16 protein-coding genes are annotated in these 15,918 nt (G+C 62.6%); 1 reads left to right on the forward strand and 15 read right to left on the reverse strand.

Translation table 11 applies throughout. The features are described 5' to 3' along the window. Positions 1 to 69: 69 nt before the first annotated feature. The 8 genes from GWE18_RS34510 to GWE18_RS34545 form a co-directional block, all read right to left on the reverse strand. Positions 70 to 264 (reverse strand): hypothetical protein, encoded by a 195-nt coding sequence (locus GWE18_RS34510; protein ID WP_275190137.1) that lies wholly within the window; start codon positions 262 to 264, stop codon positions 70 to 72. 256 nt (positions 265 to 520) lie between these two features. Beyond that, positions 521 to 991 carry a GNAT family N-acetyltransferase gene (locus tag GWE18_RS34515; protein WP_275190138.1) on the reverse strand — a complete coding sequence of 157 codons (471 nt, stop codon included), beginning with the start codon at positions 989 to 991 and terminating at the stop codon, positions 521 to 523. A 17-nt stretch (positions 992 to 1,008) separates the two neighbouring features. Next, positions 1,009 to 1,599, reverse strand: a complete 591-nt coding sequence (locus tag GWE18_RS34520) for a glutathione S-transferase family protein (RefSeq protein WP_275190139.1) — start codon at positions 1,597 to 1,599, stop codon at positions 1,009 to 1,011. 85 nt (positions 1,600 to 1,684) lie between these two features. Beyond that, the gene (locus tag GWE18_RS34525) at positions 1,685 to 2,509 is read right to left on the reverse strand and encodes an outer membrane beta-barrel protein (protein WP_275190140.1); all 825 of its coding nucleotides are present in this window, start codon (positions 2,507 to 2,509) and stop codon (positions 1,685 to 1,687) included. Positions 2,510 to 2,721: 212 nt separating this feature from the next. Further along, positions 2,722 to 3,564, reverse strand: coding sequence for an outer membrane beta-barrel protein (locus tag GWE18_RS34530; protein ID WP_275190141.1), 843 nt, complete (start codon positions 3,562 to 3,564; stop codon positions 2,722 to 2,724). Positions 3,565 to 3,859: 295 nt separating this feature from the next. Further along, a complete protein-coding gene (locus GWE18_RS34535) occupies positions 3,860 to 5,119 on the reverse strand; it encodes an MFS transporter (protein WP_275190142.1) in 1,260 nt (419 codons plus the stop codon). A 150-nt stretch (positions 5,120 to 5,269) separates the two neighbouring features. Continuing rightward, positions 5,270 to 6,616: a phosphoglucosamine mutase gene (gene glmM, locus GWE18_RS34540; protein ID WP_275190143.1), complete on the reverse strand. Its 1,347-nt coding sequence runs from the start codon at positions 6,614 to 6,616 to the stop codon at positions 5,270 to 5,272. 215 nt (positions 6,617 to 6,831) lie between these two features. Then, positions 6,832 to 7,011 (reverse strand): hypothetical protein, encoded by a 180-nt coding sequence (locus GWE18_RS34545; protein WP_275190145.1) that lies wholly within the window; start codon positions 7,009 to 7,011, stop codon positions 6,832 to 6,834. 109 nt (positions 7,012 to 7,120) lie between these two features. On the opposite strand from GWE18_RS34545, the gene GWE18_RS34550 reads away from it, so the two are divergent. Continuing rightward, the gene (locus GWE18_RS34550) at positions 7,121 to 8,257 is read left to right on the forward strand and encodes an alpha-hydroxy acid oxidase (protein WP_275190146.1); all 1,137 of its coding nucleotides are present in this window, start codon (positions 7,121 to 7,123) and stop codon (positions 8,255 to 8,257) included. Positions 8,258 to 8,456: 199 nt separating this feature from the next. Here GWE18_RS34550 and GWE18_RS34555 read toward each other — a convergent pair whose 3' ends face one another. From GWE18_RS34555 to GWE18_RS34585, 7 genes are all read right to left on the reverse strand, one after another. Continuing rightward, the gene (locus GWE18_RS34555; RefSeq protein WP_275190147.1) at positions 8,457 to 9,083 is read right to left on the reverse strand and encodes a hypothetical protein; all 627 of its coding nucleotides are present in this window, start codon (positions 9,081 to 9,083) and stop codon (positions 8,457 to 8,459) included. A gap of 186 nt (positions 9,084 to 9,269) precedes the next feature. Further along, the gene (locus GWE18_RS34560) at positions 9,270 to 9,848 is read right to left on the reverse strand and encodes a hypothetical protein (protein ID WP_275190196.1); all 579 of its coding nucleotides are present in this window, start codon (positions 9,846 to 9,848) and stop codon (positions 9,270 to 9,272) included. Positions 9,849 to 9,982: 134 nt separating this feature from the next. Next, positions 9,983 to 10,816, reverse strand: coding sequence for a shikimate dehydrogenase (locus GWE18_RS34565; RefSeq protein WP_275190148.1), 834 nt, complete (start codon positions 10,814 to 10,816; stop codon positions 9,983 to 9,985). Between the two features lie 132 nt (positions 10,817 to 10,948). After that, the gene (locus GWE18_RS34570; RefSeq protein WP_275190149.1) at positions 10,949 to 12,997 is read right to left on the reverse strand and encodes an elongation factor G; all 2,049 of its coding nucleotides are present in this window, start codon (positions 12,995 to 12,997) and stop codon (positions 10,949 to 10,951) included. A gap of 378 nt (positions 12,998 to 13,375) precedes the next feature. After that, positions 13,376 to 14,200, reverse strand: coding sequence for an alpha/beta hydrolase (locus GWE18_RS34575; protein ID WP_275190151.1), 825 nt, complete (start codon positions 14,198 to 14,200; stop codon positions 13,376 to 13,378). A gap of 237 nt (positions 14,201 to 14,437) precedes the next feature. Further along, positions 14,438 to 14,917: a DUF992 domain-containing protein gene (locus GWE18_RS34580; RefSeq protein ID WP_275190152.1), complete on the reverse strand. Its 480-nt coding sequence runs from the start codon at positions 14,915 to 14,917 to the stop codon at positions 14,438 to 14,440. A gap of 288 nt (positions 14,918 to 15,205) precedes the next feature. Beyond that, positions 15,206 to 15,721, reverse strand: coding sequence for a DUF992 domain-containing protein (locus tag GWE18_RS34585; protein WP_275190153.1), 516 nt, complete (start codon positions 15,719 to 15,721; stop codon positions 15,206 to 15,208). Positions 15,722 to 15,918: the final 197 nt, after the last annotated feature.

A 15,918-nucleotide genomic window follows, 5' to 3' on the forward strand; every position in this document is an offset into this window, starting at 1 on the left:
TCCAGATAGTAAGCCTCCCGTTGGGGGGAGGTGTCCCACCGCGGTGCATAAGGTAAACGGGCCCGATCGTCAAGAAACTTCGGAAGCTTCACGCCCGATTGATGGCTGTTCGCCCTCGGAAGACGCCGGCCCTTGCTGCAGAAGTTCGGCGGCGTCGGTGACCAGTTTGTCGGCCTGTCGCCGGCTCGAGACCTTCAAAATGCTGGTCTCTCCGGCCTGCACGACATATTCGCTTCCGATCCGGACAATCGAATATTTCTTCATTGGAGATCCCCAAAGCTGCCCCAAGCCCGATGGGAGACGCCGGCATAGCGGAGACGTTCCTGCCCGTAAAATCACGGACGCACGCGTAGTTTATCGGTTGTTAACCGGATCGTACAGTGACGACTACCTCAGGCATTCGTCGCCGATGCGCCTCAACCGCAGTTGCTGATCTTTGTCCTGGCGCATTTTCTTTACGCGAACCGGATTCCATCCCGCATCAAGTGCGGGACAGGCTTCGCTCGAAAACGCCATGCGATCAAAATCGCAAGGTCATGCCGACATGGCTGCGTGCAAAGCCCAGCCGCTCATAAAACCGTTGCGCATCTACGCGGGTGTGGTGCGTCAGCAATTCGACCAGCTTGCATCCGTTGGCGCGTGCTTCTGCAATCGCCCACTGCACCATCTGCTCGCCGATGCCGCGGCTGCGGCAGTGGCAGGCGACGCGGACATCCTCGATCAGGCCGCGCGAGGCTCCCTGCGAGCTCAGCCCCGGCAGAATGCAGAGCTGCAGGCAACCGACCACGGCGCCCTCGCCGTCCTCGGCGACTACGAGCTGGATGTTCGGGTCGCGGTCGACTGTCGCGAACGCCGTGAAATAGCATTGCGGCAGCGGATCCTCGATCCGCTCACGGCCGCCGCCGAGCGGATCGTCCGCCAGCATGGCGACGATGGCGCTGACGTCCTCGCGGCGTGCGCGGCGGATGGTGACCTCTGAGATGGCAGGCATGACAATTTCCGGTGAAGTCAGCGCGCCGGCGGCAGGCCAAGGAATTTTTCGGTCTCGCCGATCCAGCGGCGCACCGCGGCATAGCCGTCAAGATGAAAGCCGCCTTCATGGGCGACGCGCGTATAGGCCAGGAGCGATATGTCGGCGAGCGTGACGGCGTCGCCGACCAGAAATGGCGTGATGGCGAGCTGATACTCCATCCGCGCCAGCGCCGCATAGCCGCGCTTGACCTTGTCGGGGTCGAGATCGGAAGCCGGCTTGCCCAGATAGAACATCAGGAAGCGACATACGGCGATGTACGGCTCGTGGCTATACTGCTCCCAGAACAGCCACTCGTCCATCTTCGCTTCGGCGAACGCATCTTGCGGAATGAGACGGGAGCCGCGGGCAAGATAACGGATGATGGCGTTGGACTGCGCCAGCGTGCGGCCGTCGGCGAGTTCGATCGCCGGCACCTGGCCGGCGCCGTTGAGCTTGAGGAATTCAGCGGTCCGCGTCTCGCCCTTGAGCGTATCGACCGCTATCCAGGTGTAGGGCAGCGCGAGATGGTCGCACACCCACTTCACCTTCAGGCAATTGCCGGAATTGGTATCGCCGTAGACCTTCATGCGCCGCCGCCCTCGTTAGGGCGACAGTGCAACAGGCGGCGGCAGATCTGTCAACGGCGCCCGGAGCGGCGCCGCCGTGGCGAGATCAGAACTTGTAGCCGAGGCCGGCGCGCACCGTGTTGATGCTGGTGTCAACCGAAGAGGCAAAGCGCACGTATTCCCATTCCGCGCGCAGGAACAGGCCCGATATCAGCATCACTTCGGTACCGATGCCGAACGAATAGCCGTAGATCAAATGGCTATACTGGGCGTCGGTTGCGCTGACATCGAATGGTATGTTCTGGAATACCGGCGCGGCGGCCGGATTGACCTGAGTTCCGAAAACACGGGCGGTGCGAATGATATCGGCCTGCCCGAGCGCGATGCCGGCAAACATATAAGGGAGGAACGAGCCATACGCATAGCCGCCGCGGACGCGAAGCGTTCCCATGTCGGAAATATTCATTCGCGCAGTCCCTTGATAGGTGACGCTATCTGTGTACCCGGAGGGAAGCGTGAAGATCCGCGACATGCTGCCGGTCTGCGAGCCGCCGAACTTGCCGTGCGTGTAATTCAGTTCAACGCCTACGACAACGTCGGTCCACTGGAAATTGTAGCCGACGAATCCGCCGAACCCCTCTCCGTGGGCCGAAACTTTTCCCATGATCGGCCACTCGGATATTCGCTGGACTTGCTCCATCTCCGTGCCGTCCAACAGGCGCGCCGCGATGGTCCTCGTCGAACTCGCAAAATTCATGTTGGAAGTGCCATAGGCGGCATGTCCACCGATGTAGCCGCCTTGCCAGTTCACTGTGCTGGTGCTCAGCCCGTCGGAGAAGCTGCCGCGGAGAAACGGCAGGTCCGGCATATCAGCCGCTTGGGCGACATTCGCCGCTCCGCACATCACAGCCACCAGCAACAATCGACGCATCGCAACGCTCCATCGGACACTCTGAACTTGCGTTGATCATCGCCTGTTAACCTTAACCAATCGTTGTCGCGTGCACCGATTAGGCACGATCTTGTCGGAAAATCGCTGAACATTTTCGTGCGATCACAGCCTTGCGTCGCGATGCGCAAAAAGCAAACGGCGCGGGAGATGCCCCGCGCCGTCTCGCAACCGTTAACGAATGGAAGCCGCGATTAACCTTTGCGGATCAGCGGCGGCGGTGCGTAGACCTGCGGGCTGGTCAGATCCCAGCGCACGCCGAGCTTCAGGTCATGAGAGGTAATGTCCTTGAACTTGAAAACATTGTTGGTGGTCGCCCCGGTGAAGTCCGAGAGGACGCCGGTCTGTCCTTCGCCCAAATTGACATAGCTGTAGGCAAGTTCGAGCACGAGATTCGGATTGACCTGATAAGCAAGACCAGCGTGGGCTGCCCACGCGAAATTCCACTTCGAGCCGGCCGGCGCGCTCGCAAAACTCGTCGTTGTGAATGGCAGGTCGTTCGTTCCCGTATCCGTAAAATTCGAGATCGTCACGCGCGCGCCTCCAACGCCGGCGCCGATGAACGGGGTGATACACCACCAGGTGCCGAGATCAACATAGGCATTGGCCATCACCAGCCACTCGGACTTGCTGCCACCGTAGTTGTCGATCCCATTATAAGGGACGCCCGCGGCAGTTCCGGTGAAACGGTCGGTCGCCTTAAAATTGGCGTTGCCACGATACTGCCCGGTCAGGTCAGCCCGAAACCAGTTGTTGACCCGGTACCCGACACCGAGACCAAAGATGCCAGCAGCGTCAAATGCGGACTGCTGTTCGAACGAGGTGAGCTGCGAGTAGGCGGATTCACGGCCATAGTGAACGTCCTTCACTCTCTGATTGCTGAAGCCGATGTCGCCGCGCAGATACCAGCCGCCGAAATCCTCGACCACGACCGGTGCATATGCTGGAGGAGGCGCAATCGCCATGTCGGCAGCAAGCGCCGCCTGGGACAACAAAGTGGCCGCACCGGCGGCAATGAAAGACTTAACGCTACGCATTGGCTTCGTCCTTTGTCCGGTGAGGCTGAATACAAAGGCCCCACTTCAAAAACTCACGGGGCGGACGATGGCATTAAATGCTTAAGCGGCGCTTAACCCTAATTATTAAGGTTGACAATCTCTGACTTTTTCCTCGCGCGGTTTTGCGGACGCGAGTGCATTTTGCAAACACGAGAAACGGCGAAACCGCCACACGTCCTAACGATGTATTGAGAGAAATCCGCTCGCCACCGCGCCATTAAGATTTTGTTGACGTGGTCGACGCATCCCTACCCCACAGAAACTCGGCGCGCGCTCAGCGCGCGTGCATTGGCATCTTCGGCAGGAACACCGCGAGCAGACCGAGCGCAGGTAAAAACGCGCAGAGGTGATAGACGAAGCCAATGCCAGCGTGATCGGCGAGCTTGCCGAGCACCGCGGCGCCAAGTCCGCCGATGCCGAATGCGACGCCGAAGAACACGCCTGAGATCATTCCGAAGCGGTGCGGCATCAGCTCTTGTGCGAATACGATGATCGACGACGTCGCCGAGGAAATGATCAGTCCGATGAATATTGTCAGCACGGCACTTCCGATCAGGCCGGCATAGGGCAGCGCCAGTGTAAACGGCAACGCGCCCAGGATCGAGAACCAGATGACGTATTTGCGTCCGAAGCGATCGCCGAGCGGGCCGCCGAAGAAAGCGCCCGCCGCATTGGCGGCGAGAAACAGGAAGAGGTAGAGCTGAGCCGCCTGTGTCGACACCTGAAACTTGTCGATCAGATAGAAGATGTAATAGCTCGACAAGCTCGACACGTAGAGCTGTTTTGAAAACAGCAGCGCGACCAGCACCACGAGCGCTATTCTGACGCGCCGGGAATCCGGCAGGTCCCGATGACGCTCCACCGCAGCCGATTTCTTCGTCGTGATCTGCGGCTTGTACCAGACGCCGATCCGCCACAGGATCACCATCGCCAGAAACGCGATCGATGAAAACCAGGCGATCGAGGGTTGGCCGAACGGCACCACGATCAGGGCCGCCAGCACCGGCCCCATCGACGTGCCGAAACTGCCGCCGAGCTGAAACACCGATTGCGCGAAACCGTAGCGGCCGCCCGAGGCAAGGCGCGCGATCCGTGCCGACTCCGGATGGAACACCGCCGAGCCAAGCCCGACCAGCGCCGCGGCGATCAAGATGATCGGGTAGAGATGCGCAACGCTCAGGAGCAGCAAACCGAAGAAGGTGAATCCCATGCCGATCGCAAGCGAAAACGGTTGTGCCTTCTTGTCGGTGAAATGCCCGACCAATGGCTGCAGCAGTGACGCGGTGAACTGGAACGCCAGCGTGATCATGCCGATCTGCGCATAGTCGAGCGCGTAAGCATCCTTCAAGATCGGATAGACCGACGCGATCAGCGACTGCATGGTGTCGTTGAGGAAATGCGAGAAGCTGATGCCGGCCAGCACGACATAGGCCGGCCCTGCTACGGCCGCCCTGGCGGCGAGGCCCGGCGCCGCATCCTGCACGACGACCGGCGCGGTCGACGTTTCCTCTGAGACGATGACGGGCTTGTTCAAGGGCGCAGTTTCCGAAAAAGAATCGCGGACAGGCAATGTCTCGCGTTCTACGACCGGGCCATCGTCGCGACCAGCATCAATAGCTTATGGCTGCGATGCGTTACCACGCACCGCCGATCAACGCTTCCGCACTGTCTGGATAAAGCTAGCTTATGCCGCCGCAGCGTGGCCGAGCGCGTTGACGATCTGATCGACGACGTCCTCGACCAGGACGCGGTCGTCGCCCTCACCCATCACGCGGATCACAGGCTCGGTGCCGGACGAACGGACCAGCAGCCGGCCGTGGCCGTTGAGGCGGCTCTCGCCGTCCAGGATCGCCGATTTCACCTCGGCATGGTCGAGCGGCTTGCCTGAGCGGTAGCGCACGTTCTTCAGAATCTGCGGCAGCGGATCGAAACGGTGACAGACCTCCGACACCGGACGGCGAAGCTTTTGCACCACCGCCAGCACCTGCAACGCGGCAACGAAGCCGTCGCCTGTCGTGGCGTAGTCGGAGAGGATGATATGGCCCGAGGGCTCGCCGCCGAGATTGTAGCCCTGCGTCAGCATCTGCTCGAGCACGTAGCGGTCGCCGACCGGCGTGCGCACCATGCCGAGACCCTGTCCTTCGAGGAAGCGCTCGAGCCCGAGGTTCGACATTACGGTGGCGACTATGCCGGGCTTGGCGAGACGGCCGTCTTCCTTCCAGCTTTGCGCGATCACAGCGAGCAACTGGTCGCCGTCGACCACATGGCCGCGCTCATCGACCAGAATGACGCGATCGGCGTCGCCGTCGAGCGCGATGCCGATATCGGCGCGCATTTCGCGCACCTTCTTGGCGAGCGCTTCCGGCGAGGTCGAGCCGCATTCCTTGTTGATGTTGAATCCATCAGGTTCGACGCCGATCGCAATGACGTCGGCGCCCAGTTCCCACAGCGCTTCCGGCACAACCTTGTAGGCCGCGCCGTGCGCGCAATCGATCACGACACGCAGGCCGTCAAGCGAGAGCTCGCGCGGCAGCGTGCGCTTGGCGAATTCGATGTAGCGGTCATGGACGCCGTCGATACGGCGGGCGCGCCCGAGGCTGGCGCTCTGCGCAAGGCGGCGGTCGATCGGCTCGTCGAGCAGTTGCTCGATCTGTTTCTCGACGTCGTCGGAAAGCTTGAAGCCTTGCGGGCCGAACAGCTTGATGCCGTTGTCCTCGAACAGATTGTGCGAGGCGGAGATCATCACGCCGAGGTCGGCGCGCATCGACTTCGTTAGCATCGCAACCGCCGGCGTCGGCATCGGGCCGAGCAGCAGCACGTCCATGCCGACGGAAGTAAAGCCGGCCACCATGGCGTATTCGATCATGTAGCCGGAGAGGCGGGTGTCCTTGCCGATAACGACGCGGTGACGGTGGTCGCCGCGATGAAACACCAGCCCGGCCGCCTGTCCCACCTTGAGCGCGAGCTCAGGCGTAATCAAGCCATTGGCGCGGCCCCGAATTCCGTCGGTACCGAAATATTTGCGACTCATGTGACCCCCAGCCGTTCCAGGTCTTCTTCAGGCCACCAAGGCCACGACTCCCCGAACGCCACCATCGTATCGTGCAGCGGTTATAATCCCTCGGCCGCTAAAATGGCTTCAAAAAATATGATGAATCATTACGGCCAAAAGCGACCGCGATCGGCATGTAACTGTTTGTTATAAATGGCATTTTCCAAGGAAAAGAGGGCGCGCGCCCTAAGTGCCTAGTTCCCGCGCTTGACGTGGCGGTCCCCCTTCGAGGGCGGCGGCTGGATGACATTGACGGGGTCGGACGCCGGAAAGGTCTCTTCCAGCCCCTCCTCGAGGGCGTCGTCGAGCCGGCGCTTTTCCTCTGAAACGGCCGAGCCGGCATCGTCAGGGGCAGCTCTGCGCGGTCCCGTCATGGGATGTCCTCCCTGTCGGAATGGCGCCCAAGAGATGCGATTTGGCCGGCCATCCAACCATGCTAGATGACGACATCGCCAGGAAATTCAAGAAGGGGCCGGGACCTCCATGAAGCATATCACCTGCATCGAAGATTTGCGCCAGTTGCACAAGCGGCGCGTTCCCAAGGCCTTCTTCGACTATGCCGACCGCGGCTCCTACACCGAGGACACGCTGCGCGCCAATTCAGAGGATCTTCAGCAGATCAAGTTCCGCCAGCGCATCCTGGTCGACGTTTCCAAGCGCAATCTCTCCACCACGATCCTCGGCGAGCCGGCCGCGATGCCGCTGATCCTGGCGCCGGTCGGCCTGCTCGGCATGCAGCATGGCGACGGCGAGATCCACGCCTGCCGCGCGGCCCAGGCGGCCGGCATTCCCTTCACACAAAGCACGATGTCGATCTGCTCGATAGAGGATATCGCAGCTAGCGTCGACAAGCCGTTCTGGTTCCAGCTCTACGTGATGAAGGACCGCGGCTTCATCAAGGCGCTGATCGAGCGCGCGATCGCGGCAAAATGCTCGGCGCTGGTGCTGACCGTCGACCTGCAGGTGATCGGGCAGCGCCACCAGGACATCAAGAACGGCATGACGGTGCCGCCGGAATGGTCGCTGGCGAAGCTGATCGACTTTGCCAGCAAGCCGTCATGGGTCGCCGGCGTGCTACGCGGCAAGCGCCGCAGCTTCGGCAACATCGTCGGCCACGTCAAAGGCACCGAGGACCTCACCAAACTGTCGGAATGGACCGCCTCGCAGTTCGACACCTCGCTGAACTGGAAGGACATCGACTGGATCCGCAGCATCTGGCCGGGCAAATTGATCCTGAAAGGCATTCTCGATGTCGAGGATGCCGAGCTCGCTGCCAAGACCGGCGCCCAGGCGATCGTGGTCTCCAACCATGGCGGCCGCCAGCTCGACGGCGCGCCGTCCTCGATCGAGGTGCTGCCGGAGATCGTCGATTCCGTCGGCTCGCAGGTGGAGATCATGTTCGACGGCGGCATCCGCACCGGCATGGACGTGGTGCGCGCGCTCGCGCTCGGCGCCAAATCCTGCATGATCGGCCGCGCCTATACCTATGGCCTGGGCGCCGGCGGAGAGGCCGGCGTCGCCAAGGCGCTCGACATCCTCGCCAAGGAAATGCTGACCACCATGGGATTGTGCGGCGTGAACACGATTGCCGAGATCGACGACAACGTGTTGGCGGTTTAACCCTCGCTCTCCGTCGTCCCGGACAAGCGGGGTTCCCTTCTTCCTTCTCCCCTTGTGGGAGAAGGTGGCGCGGACGAAGTCCGTGCCGGATGAGGGGTTCTCTCCGCGGAGACAGACCCCTCATCCGTCTCGCTGCCGCTTCGCGTCAGCGATCCACCTTCTCCCACAAGGGGAGAAGGAAGAAGAGAGGCTCTTCCGATCACATCGGCGGTGTAATCCCGTCGCGGCCGACATTGACGCGAGCCGCTTCCAGCGTGCCGTCGTCCTTCTTCACTGCGCCGAAGATGATGATCTTCGCGCCGGGTTTCAGTTCGGACTTGTCACCGGCGACGAAGGTAACGACCGGCGTACCCTCCGGCACCACAACTTTCTTCTCACCGTCCTTGTATTTCACCAGAATGTTCTGGCCATCGGTGCCCTTCACCGTCTGGGCGACGGTGGCGTTGGTCATGGTCGAGTTCGGGCGCTGGTCCCAGGGCCGGAAACCTTCGGCCGCGCCGCGCTGGTTCTCGGGGAAGATATGCACCGCGACCGCCTTTTGGGTGCCGTCCGGCTCCGGCATCCCGGTAACGCCGATATAGGAGCCTTCCTTGATTTCCGACAGTTCGGTCTTGGCCACGCCGAACACCGCGACATTGTCGGTGACGCGGACTTTCATGTCGGTGCCCTCGCGCGACTTGATCGACAGCATAGGCCCGTCGACCGCTTCGATGGTGCCGCGAATGCGGACCGTCGGCGGCTGCTGCGCCGAGGCGTCCGTTGCAAACAGAGCGACAAGGCCCAGCGAGGCCGCGAGCATGCGCGGCCATGAAGACGATTTCAGCATGGTGTTCCTCCCGAGGTGTTTTGGCGCCCAACTCAACGCAAACACCGCACGGGAGGGGGTATTCCATAGCGATGACGCCGCGATGCCGTCCTGAGGTTTCGTCATTCCGGGGCGCGCCAAGCGCGAACCCGGAATCTCGAGATTCCGGGTCTGGTCCTTCGGACCATCCCGGAATGACGCTTCGCGTCACATCGGCGGAGTCAGCCCATCCCGGCCGACGCTGACGCGATTGGTCTCGAGCGTACCGTCCGGCAATTTCTTCATGAAGGCGATCACCTTGGCGCCGAGCTTGAGGTCGGACTTGCCGGCGGGAACGTAGGTCACAACAGGCGTCTCCGGGGAGACCACGACTTTCTTCTCCCCGCCCCGGTATTTGACCATCAGGGTGTGACCGTCATTGCCGACCACGGACTCCGCCACCGTGGCGTTGGTCATCGTGGAGTTGGGACGCAGATCATAGGGCCGCGAACCCTCGCCGGTGCCGCGCATGGCTTCCGGAAACACATGCACCTCAACAGCGTTCTGGCTGCCGTCCGGTCCCGGCACCGTGGTGGTGCCGATGAAGGAACCGACCTTGACGTCGGACAGCGAGATTTTGCTGATCCCCACCACGTTGACATCGCCGGTCATATGCAGCTTGACGTCCTCACCGCTACGCGACTTGACGGCGAGCACGTCGCCATCGACGGCTTCGATGGTGCCGCGAACGCGCGTCGGCGTGGGCGGCTGCTGGGCAATTGCGTAGAGCGTGGAGCCGGCGACCATCGCGACGGCGGCAAGCGAGCGAACGAGCTGATAGTGACGGATGGACATGCGGGTATCTCCAATGGCGGCTCTGACGTAGCCATTGACCCCGGCCTTTCAAAAAAATTCCGGCTCAAGTCTCCGCGATCACTCGATCATGTATTTGTGAGATCGGCCTCGACGAGCGCGCGAAGTTCCGGCGTCACTTCCGGGCGCCGTCCGAACCACAATTCGAAGCCGCGCACCGCCTGGTGCAGCAGCATGCCGAGTCCATCGGCGGTCTTGAGCCCGCGCGCGCGTGATGCCACCAGCAATGGCGTGTCGAGCGGCACGTACACGAGGTCGGCGACGACGGCGTGTGACGGCAGCCGTCCGACATCGAGCTCAAGCGGCGGCTGGCCGCGCATGCCGAGCGATGTCGTATTCACCAGCAGGCCTACGCGCGGCAGAAGATCACTGACCGCGTCCCATGCTACGGGAACAATGCTCGTGCCGAACTGATCCACCAGCGCGTGGGCCCGCTCGATGGTGCGGTTGGCGAGATGCACCCGCTTGATGCCGCGGTCGAGTAACCCAAACAGTACGGCGCGCGATGAGCCGCCGGCGCCCAGCACCAGCGCTTCGTCGCACTTGTCCCAACCATCAGCGCAGGCATCGAGATTGTTGATAAAACCTTCCACGTCGGTGTTGGTCGAGCACAGCTCGCCATCGGCGAACCACAGCGTATTGGCCGCGCCGACCGCGCGGGCGCGGTCGTCCGGCTTCGACAACGCAAGCGCCCGCTCCTTGTGCGGAATGGTGACGTTGGCGCCGACGAAGCCGCGGAGCGACAGCCGGAAGACGAAATCCTTGAACTCGTCGGGCGGCACCGCCTCGATCACATAGCCGCCCTCGATGCCGAGCGTGCGCAGCCAGTAATGATGGATCAAGGGCGAGCGCGAATGCGCGGCCGGCCATCCGATCAGGCAGGCGGCGCGGGGCTTGGTCACGGCAGAAATCTCCCAAAGACGTCGATGGCCGGGATAAACCCGGCCACGACGATCAATTTATCTTCTGCTGTGCTGTGTCAAGCCGAACGCAGGCTACCGCGGCTGGTCAAGCCGCGGCAATCCTGCGGGGAGCTACGCCGCAACGCGATGCGCAGCTATGATCTGATCGGCGGCGCGGCCGGTGACCTCGGCCATGCGGTCGAACGTCCGCGTGAAACTCCCGGCGCCGGCGGTGGCTGAGCGCAATTCCACGATCAGGTCGCCGATCTCCGCCTCCGGCATGGTGGCGCGCACGCAGTCCCATCCCGGCCAGTTCTCACGGGTATCGAAGCCCAGGATCTGGCCGCGCCGCGCCGACAGGATGGCGTTGATCTTCGCCGTCGCCTCGGTCGGGCAGACGATCTCCACCATGTGGATCGGCTCCAGCAGCACCGGCTGACACTGCGGCAGCGCCTCGGTCATGCCGATACGGGCCGCGGTGCGGAACGCGAGATCGGACGAGTCGACGCTGTGATAGGAGCCGTCGATAAGCGTGACCTCAACATCGATGACGGGAAAACCGAGCGGCCCCTTAGCGAGGCCGTCGACCACGCCCTCTTCAACCGCGCCGATATAATTTTTCGGCACCGCGCCGCCGACCACCTTTTCGTGGAACTCGAAGCCCGAGCCGCGCGGCATCGGCTTGATTTCCAGCACCACGTCGCCGAACTGGCCGTGGCCGCCGGATTGCTTCTTGTGGCGGCCGCGCTGGGTGATCGGTTTGCGGATGGTCTCCTGATAACCGATCGCCGGCGGCTGCGATTTGACATTGACGCCGAAGCGGTCGCGCAGGCGCTCGAGCGCGACGCGCAGATGCATCTCGCCCTGCCCCCACAGCACGATGTCGTGGGTGCGCTGATTCTGGATCATCGTCAGCGACGGGTCCTCCTCGTTCAGGCGCAGCAGCGCCTGGCCGAGCTTGACGTCGTCCTTGCGATCGGTCGCCGCGAGCGACATCGCTAGCACCGGCGGCGCCGGCGTAATCGCTGCCAGCGCCTGCGGCGCGGTCTTGCCGCTCGACAGCGTGTCGCCGGTCTTGATCGCATCGAGCTTGCCGAGTGCGACGGTGTCGCCGGGCTCCGCCGCGGCCCGCTTGGTATCGTGCGCGCCGTTGACTGCGAGAATGCCGGAAACACGCCCGGCCTCGCCGGAGGAGGATTGCAGCGTCGCGCCATCATCGAGATGGCCGGCAAGCAGCCGCACCAGCGACAGCTTGCCGCCGTGCTGCAGATGCAGCGTCTTGAACACGTACGCCAGCGCATCCTTTTGCGACGACGCGCCGAGGCGCTTCGCTGTCTCGGTAATGCCGGGCGCTTCATGCCGCAGCGCCTTCATCAGCCGCAACACGCCGTTCTCGCGCGCGGCCGCGCCGAGCAGCACCGGGCAGATCAGGCCTTCGCGCAACTCGCGGGCGAGATCGTCGAACACCGCGTCGCGCGGCGGCTGGATGTCCTCCAGCAACTGCTCCATCAACGCGTCGTCGTGGTCGGCGAGCTTTTCCAGCATCGAGAAGCGCGCTTCCTTCTCGCGGTCGAGATTGCCGCCCTCCAATGCCATGACTTCGGACGGCTTGTGCTCGCGATAGACGAAGGCGCGTTCCAGAGCGAGATCGACGAAGCCTTCGATCAACTCACCGTTCCAGATCGGAATCTGCCGCAGCACCAGCGGCACGCGCGAGGCCGGCTGCAGCGTCGACAGCGTTTCGCGGATCCGCTTGTTGGCGCGGTCGATCTTGTTCAAGAACAGAAAACGCGGAATGCCGAGATCCTCCAGCTCGCGCAGGATGATCTGCAGTTGCGGCAGTTTCTTTTCGTCCGCCTCGCAGACCACGACCGCGGCATCGACCGCGGGCAACGCGGCGCGCATGTCATGCGCGAACTCGATCGAGCCGGGACAATCGATAAAGGTATAGCTGTCGCCCATGAAGGTGGTGGTGGCGGCGGTCAGGCCGACGCCCATCTTGTGATGGCGCGCTTCGGGGCTGGCATCGCCGACGGAAGTTCCTGCATCGACGCTGCCGGCATTTTTAATGGCGCCCGTTCGCGCCAATATCGCCTCCAAAAGTGTGGTTTTCCCGCTCTGGAAAGGGCCCACCAGCGCAATGCACCGTGGACCGCGGGGACTTCTGACGTCTTGTCCCATTGCCGCCTCCCTTTTTTTGGAGCTCGGCCCGTGATTGGGTCGGCGACTTCTGATGCTCCGCCTGTCTCTTGATTTTGGCAAGCGGGAAAAATTCGCTGCGCTGCGATGTGATGGAATCGAGCGGTTAACTTCGTCGTCATTGCGAGGAGCATCAGCGACGAAGCAATCCAGTCTATCTCCGCGGAGAGATTATGGATTGCTTCGCTTCGCTCGCAACGACGGGGAGACTTGACTACCGCCCCGGCCGGAGTTCCAGGCTTTCCAATCCGGCAGCAATGCTGACGCCAACCTTGCCCTGCACGCGCAGCGCAGCGCGATCGAATTGGGGTAGCCGCCGACTGCCAACACCGAACATGGCGCTGCCCTGCGCGCCGATTGCTATGCCCGACGCTCGGAACAGCCATCGATGAACTCCGCGAGGAGGCCCGTAATCTCAGTTGGCCGCTCCAGGCTCGGCAGATGGGCAGCGCCGGTCAATATATGGCCCGACCCGTTCGACATCGTCGTTGCGATATGACGGCATCGTTCCTGAATGTGCGGGAAATCGAGATCACCCCAGATTACGAGCGACGGCGCCGATATCTCGCCGAGACGATGGAAGGTGGGCGCGAGATCGAGGTTCGACCCGGTCGGCGGCGACCGTAGCGCAATGGCGTTCATATCGAGGAACAGCCGGCGCGCCTCACCTGTGACACGCCCCTCGGGCTGTAGTGGACCGTCAAGCCAAAGATGAGCCTTGATTGCGTTCACCCGATCCAGATCGCCGGCTTGTTCGGCGTCCTTAAGCCCGGCCATCAGGCCGTCGATCTCACGCGGATAGATCGGCTCAGGCGCGCCGCCCGCGGCGGGCGCAATGAGAACGAGGGCGCGGACATAGGATGGATGCAGAAGAGCGGTGTCGAGCGCGACCCGTCCACCCTGAGAGCACCCAACAAGGATCGTCGGTGCGCCATTTCCGACGGCGTCAATCACCGCCAGCAAATCTGCGACTGCAGAAAAGTCCTCCTTTTCCGCGCGAGTCTCGCCAAAGCCCCGCCGGTCATACGCGATCGCCTTATTGCTTGCGCCGACTGCATCCAGTTGCGCGCGCCACATGCGACTATCGCAGACCGCGGCGTGCAGAAAGACAATAGGGTCGCCGTGGCCGACGACTTTCACAGCCAGCTTGGCTTGGCCGGACGCAATCTGATGATTTGAACTCATGATTTATGTTAGCCGGTGCCGGAGGGGGCAGCCAGCAAGCAGCCCGCGTGAGCACAACGATATCCGCGGAAACAGACAAGCCATAAAGCCCCGGATGTCCCCCTAACCCGTCATTGCGAGCGAAGCGAAGCAATCCATCTCGCGGCAGAGCGGATAGATGGATTGCTTCGTCGCTTCGCTCCCTTGCGCAAACGCTTCGCGTTTGTCGCAGGCAATGACGGAAAGAAGCCGCCTCGATTAACGTCCCGGCCGCAGTTCCAGGCTTTCCAATCCGGCAGCAATGCTGACGCCAACCTGGCCCTGCAGGCTCAGCGGTTGCAACGCGATCGAATTGGCGGAGCCGCCGACCAGCACGTTGCCGCCGACGCCAACGCCGAATGTCGCGCTGCCTTGGGCGCCGACATAGTCGCCGGAGAGATCACCCGGCCCGAGCCGCGCCACTGGCGCGAATACGCCCCAGGCCAGCGCCGATTCCTGGGTGATACCGAGGTCGAGCCCGACTTTCCGGATGGTGGCGACATAGCGATCCTCCGGCATCCCTTCTGCGCGCAGCACGCAGCCGAGATGGGTGACGGAACCGACGATGAAGCCGACGCTGGCGCCGCCGCGGCACTCCAGCACGCCGACCTGCACGCGCTGCTGCTGTGCGGCAGCGCCGCCGATCGACAAAGCCAGCAGGGCGAGCGCGGCAGCGGCAAAGATGAAGAAACGACGCATGAAGTAATCTCCGGCTGAAAAACTGTGATGCAAGCAGAGAAGCAATAACAAGGCCGTGCCCGCGGCGCTCGCCGTTCTATGCCATAACATCACAGGCTGTGCCAGATTGGCGGGAGTTGAAGGCGAGCCGTCTCCATTTCGCTCGTCATTCCGGGGCGATGCGCAGCATCGAACCCGGAATCTCGAGATTCTCAGGTTGCGCACCATAGTTCGTCGCTCCGCGCCGCCCCGGAATGACAGCAACAAAAAAGGCCCGCTCGCGCGGGCCTCTTCCTCAACATGTCATCCTCAGCCGCGGTGACGATGGCGGCGCACGTGCCGTCGCGGAGCGTAGCCGTTGAACGGCTGCAGTTCGAGGCCGGCGATGCCGGCCGTGACGTTCAGCCCGGTCTGTCCCTGCACGCTGATCGGCTGCAGCGCGTAGGCATTGGCGGGACCGCCAACCAGGAAGTTGCCGCCGCCGCCGACACCGATCGATGCATTGGCGCCGACGCCGCCATAGCTGCCGGCGAGTTCGCCGCGCCCAAGCCGGCTGTTCGGCGCACTGACCGCCCAGGACAACTGCGTCTGCTCGGTGACGCCGAGATCGAGACCGATGCGCTGCACCTTGGCGATATAGGGTTCAGGCCGGCGGCCTTCGCTGCGGAACACGCATTCGAGGCTCGTCACCGAGCCGACCACGAACCCGACATTCTGGCCACCCTGGCATTGCAGGATGCCGGCGCGAACCACCGGCGCCGCGTCAGCGCTTGCGATCGGCGCGAGCAGCGAAAGCGTCGCGAGTGTCAATGTCAGGAGTCGCATGTGTCCCAGTCTCCGCATGTTGATGAACAAATTCAGCGGAGCGGACAGGATGGAAGCGCCGTGTCGAAAACATGGCGCTTCCTCAAGAAGCCGTCAAAACATCGCGCTGTAGGTCACGCGCGATGTGATTTGACAGCCCTTTTTCTGACGCGTTTTCTTGATGCGAACCGAAAAGCCATCCCGCATCAAGTGCGGGA

Source organism: Bradyrhizobium sp. CSA112 (genome assembly GCF_029051645.1).
Taxonomy (GTDB): Bacteria; Pseudomonadota; Alphaproteobacteria; order Rhizobiales; family Xanthobacteraceae; genus Bradyrhizobium.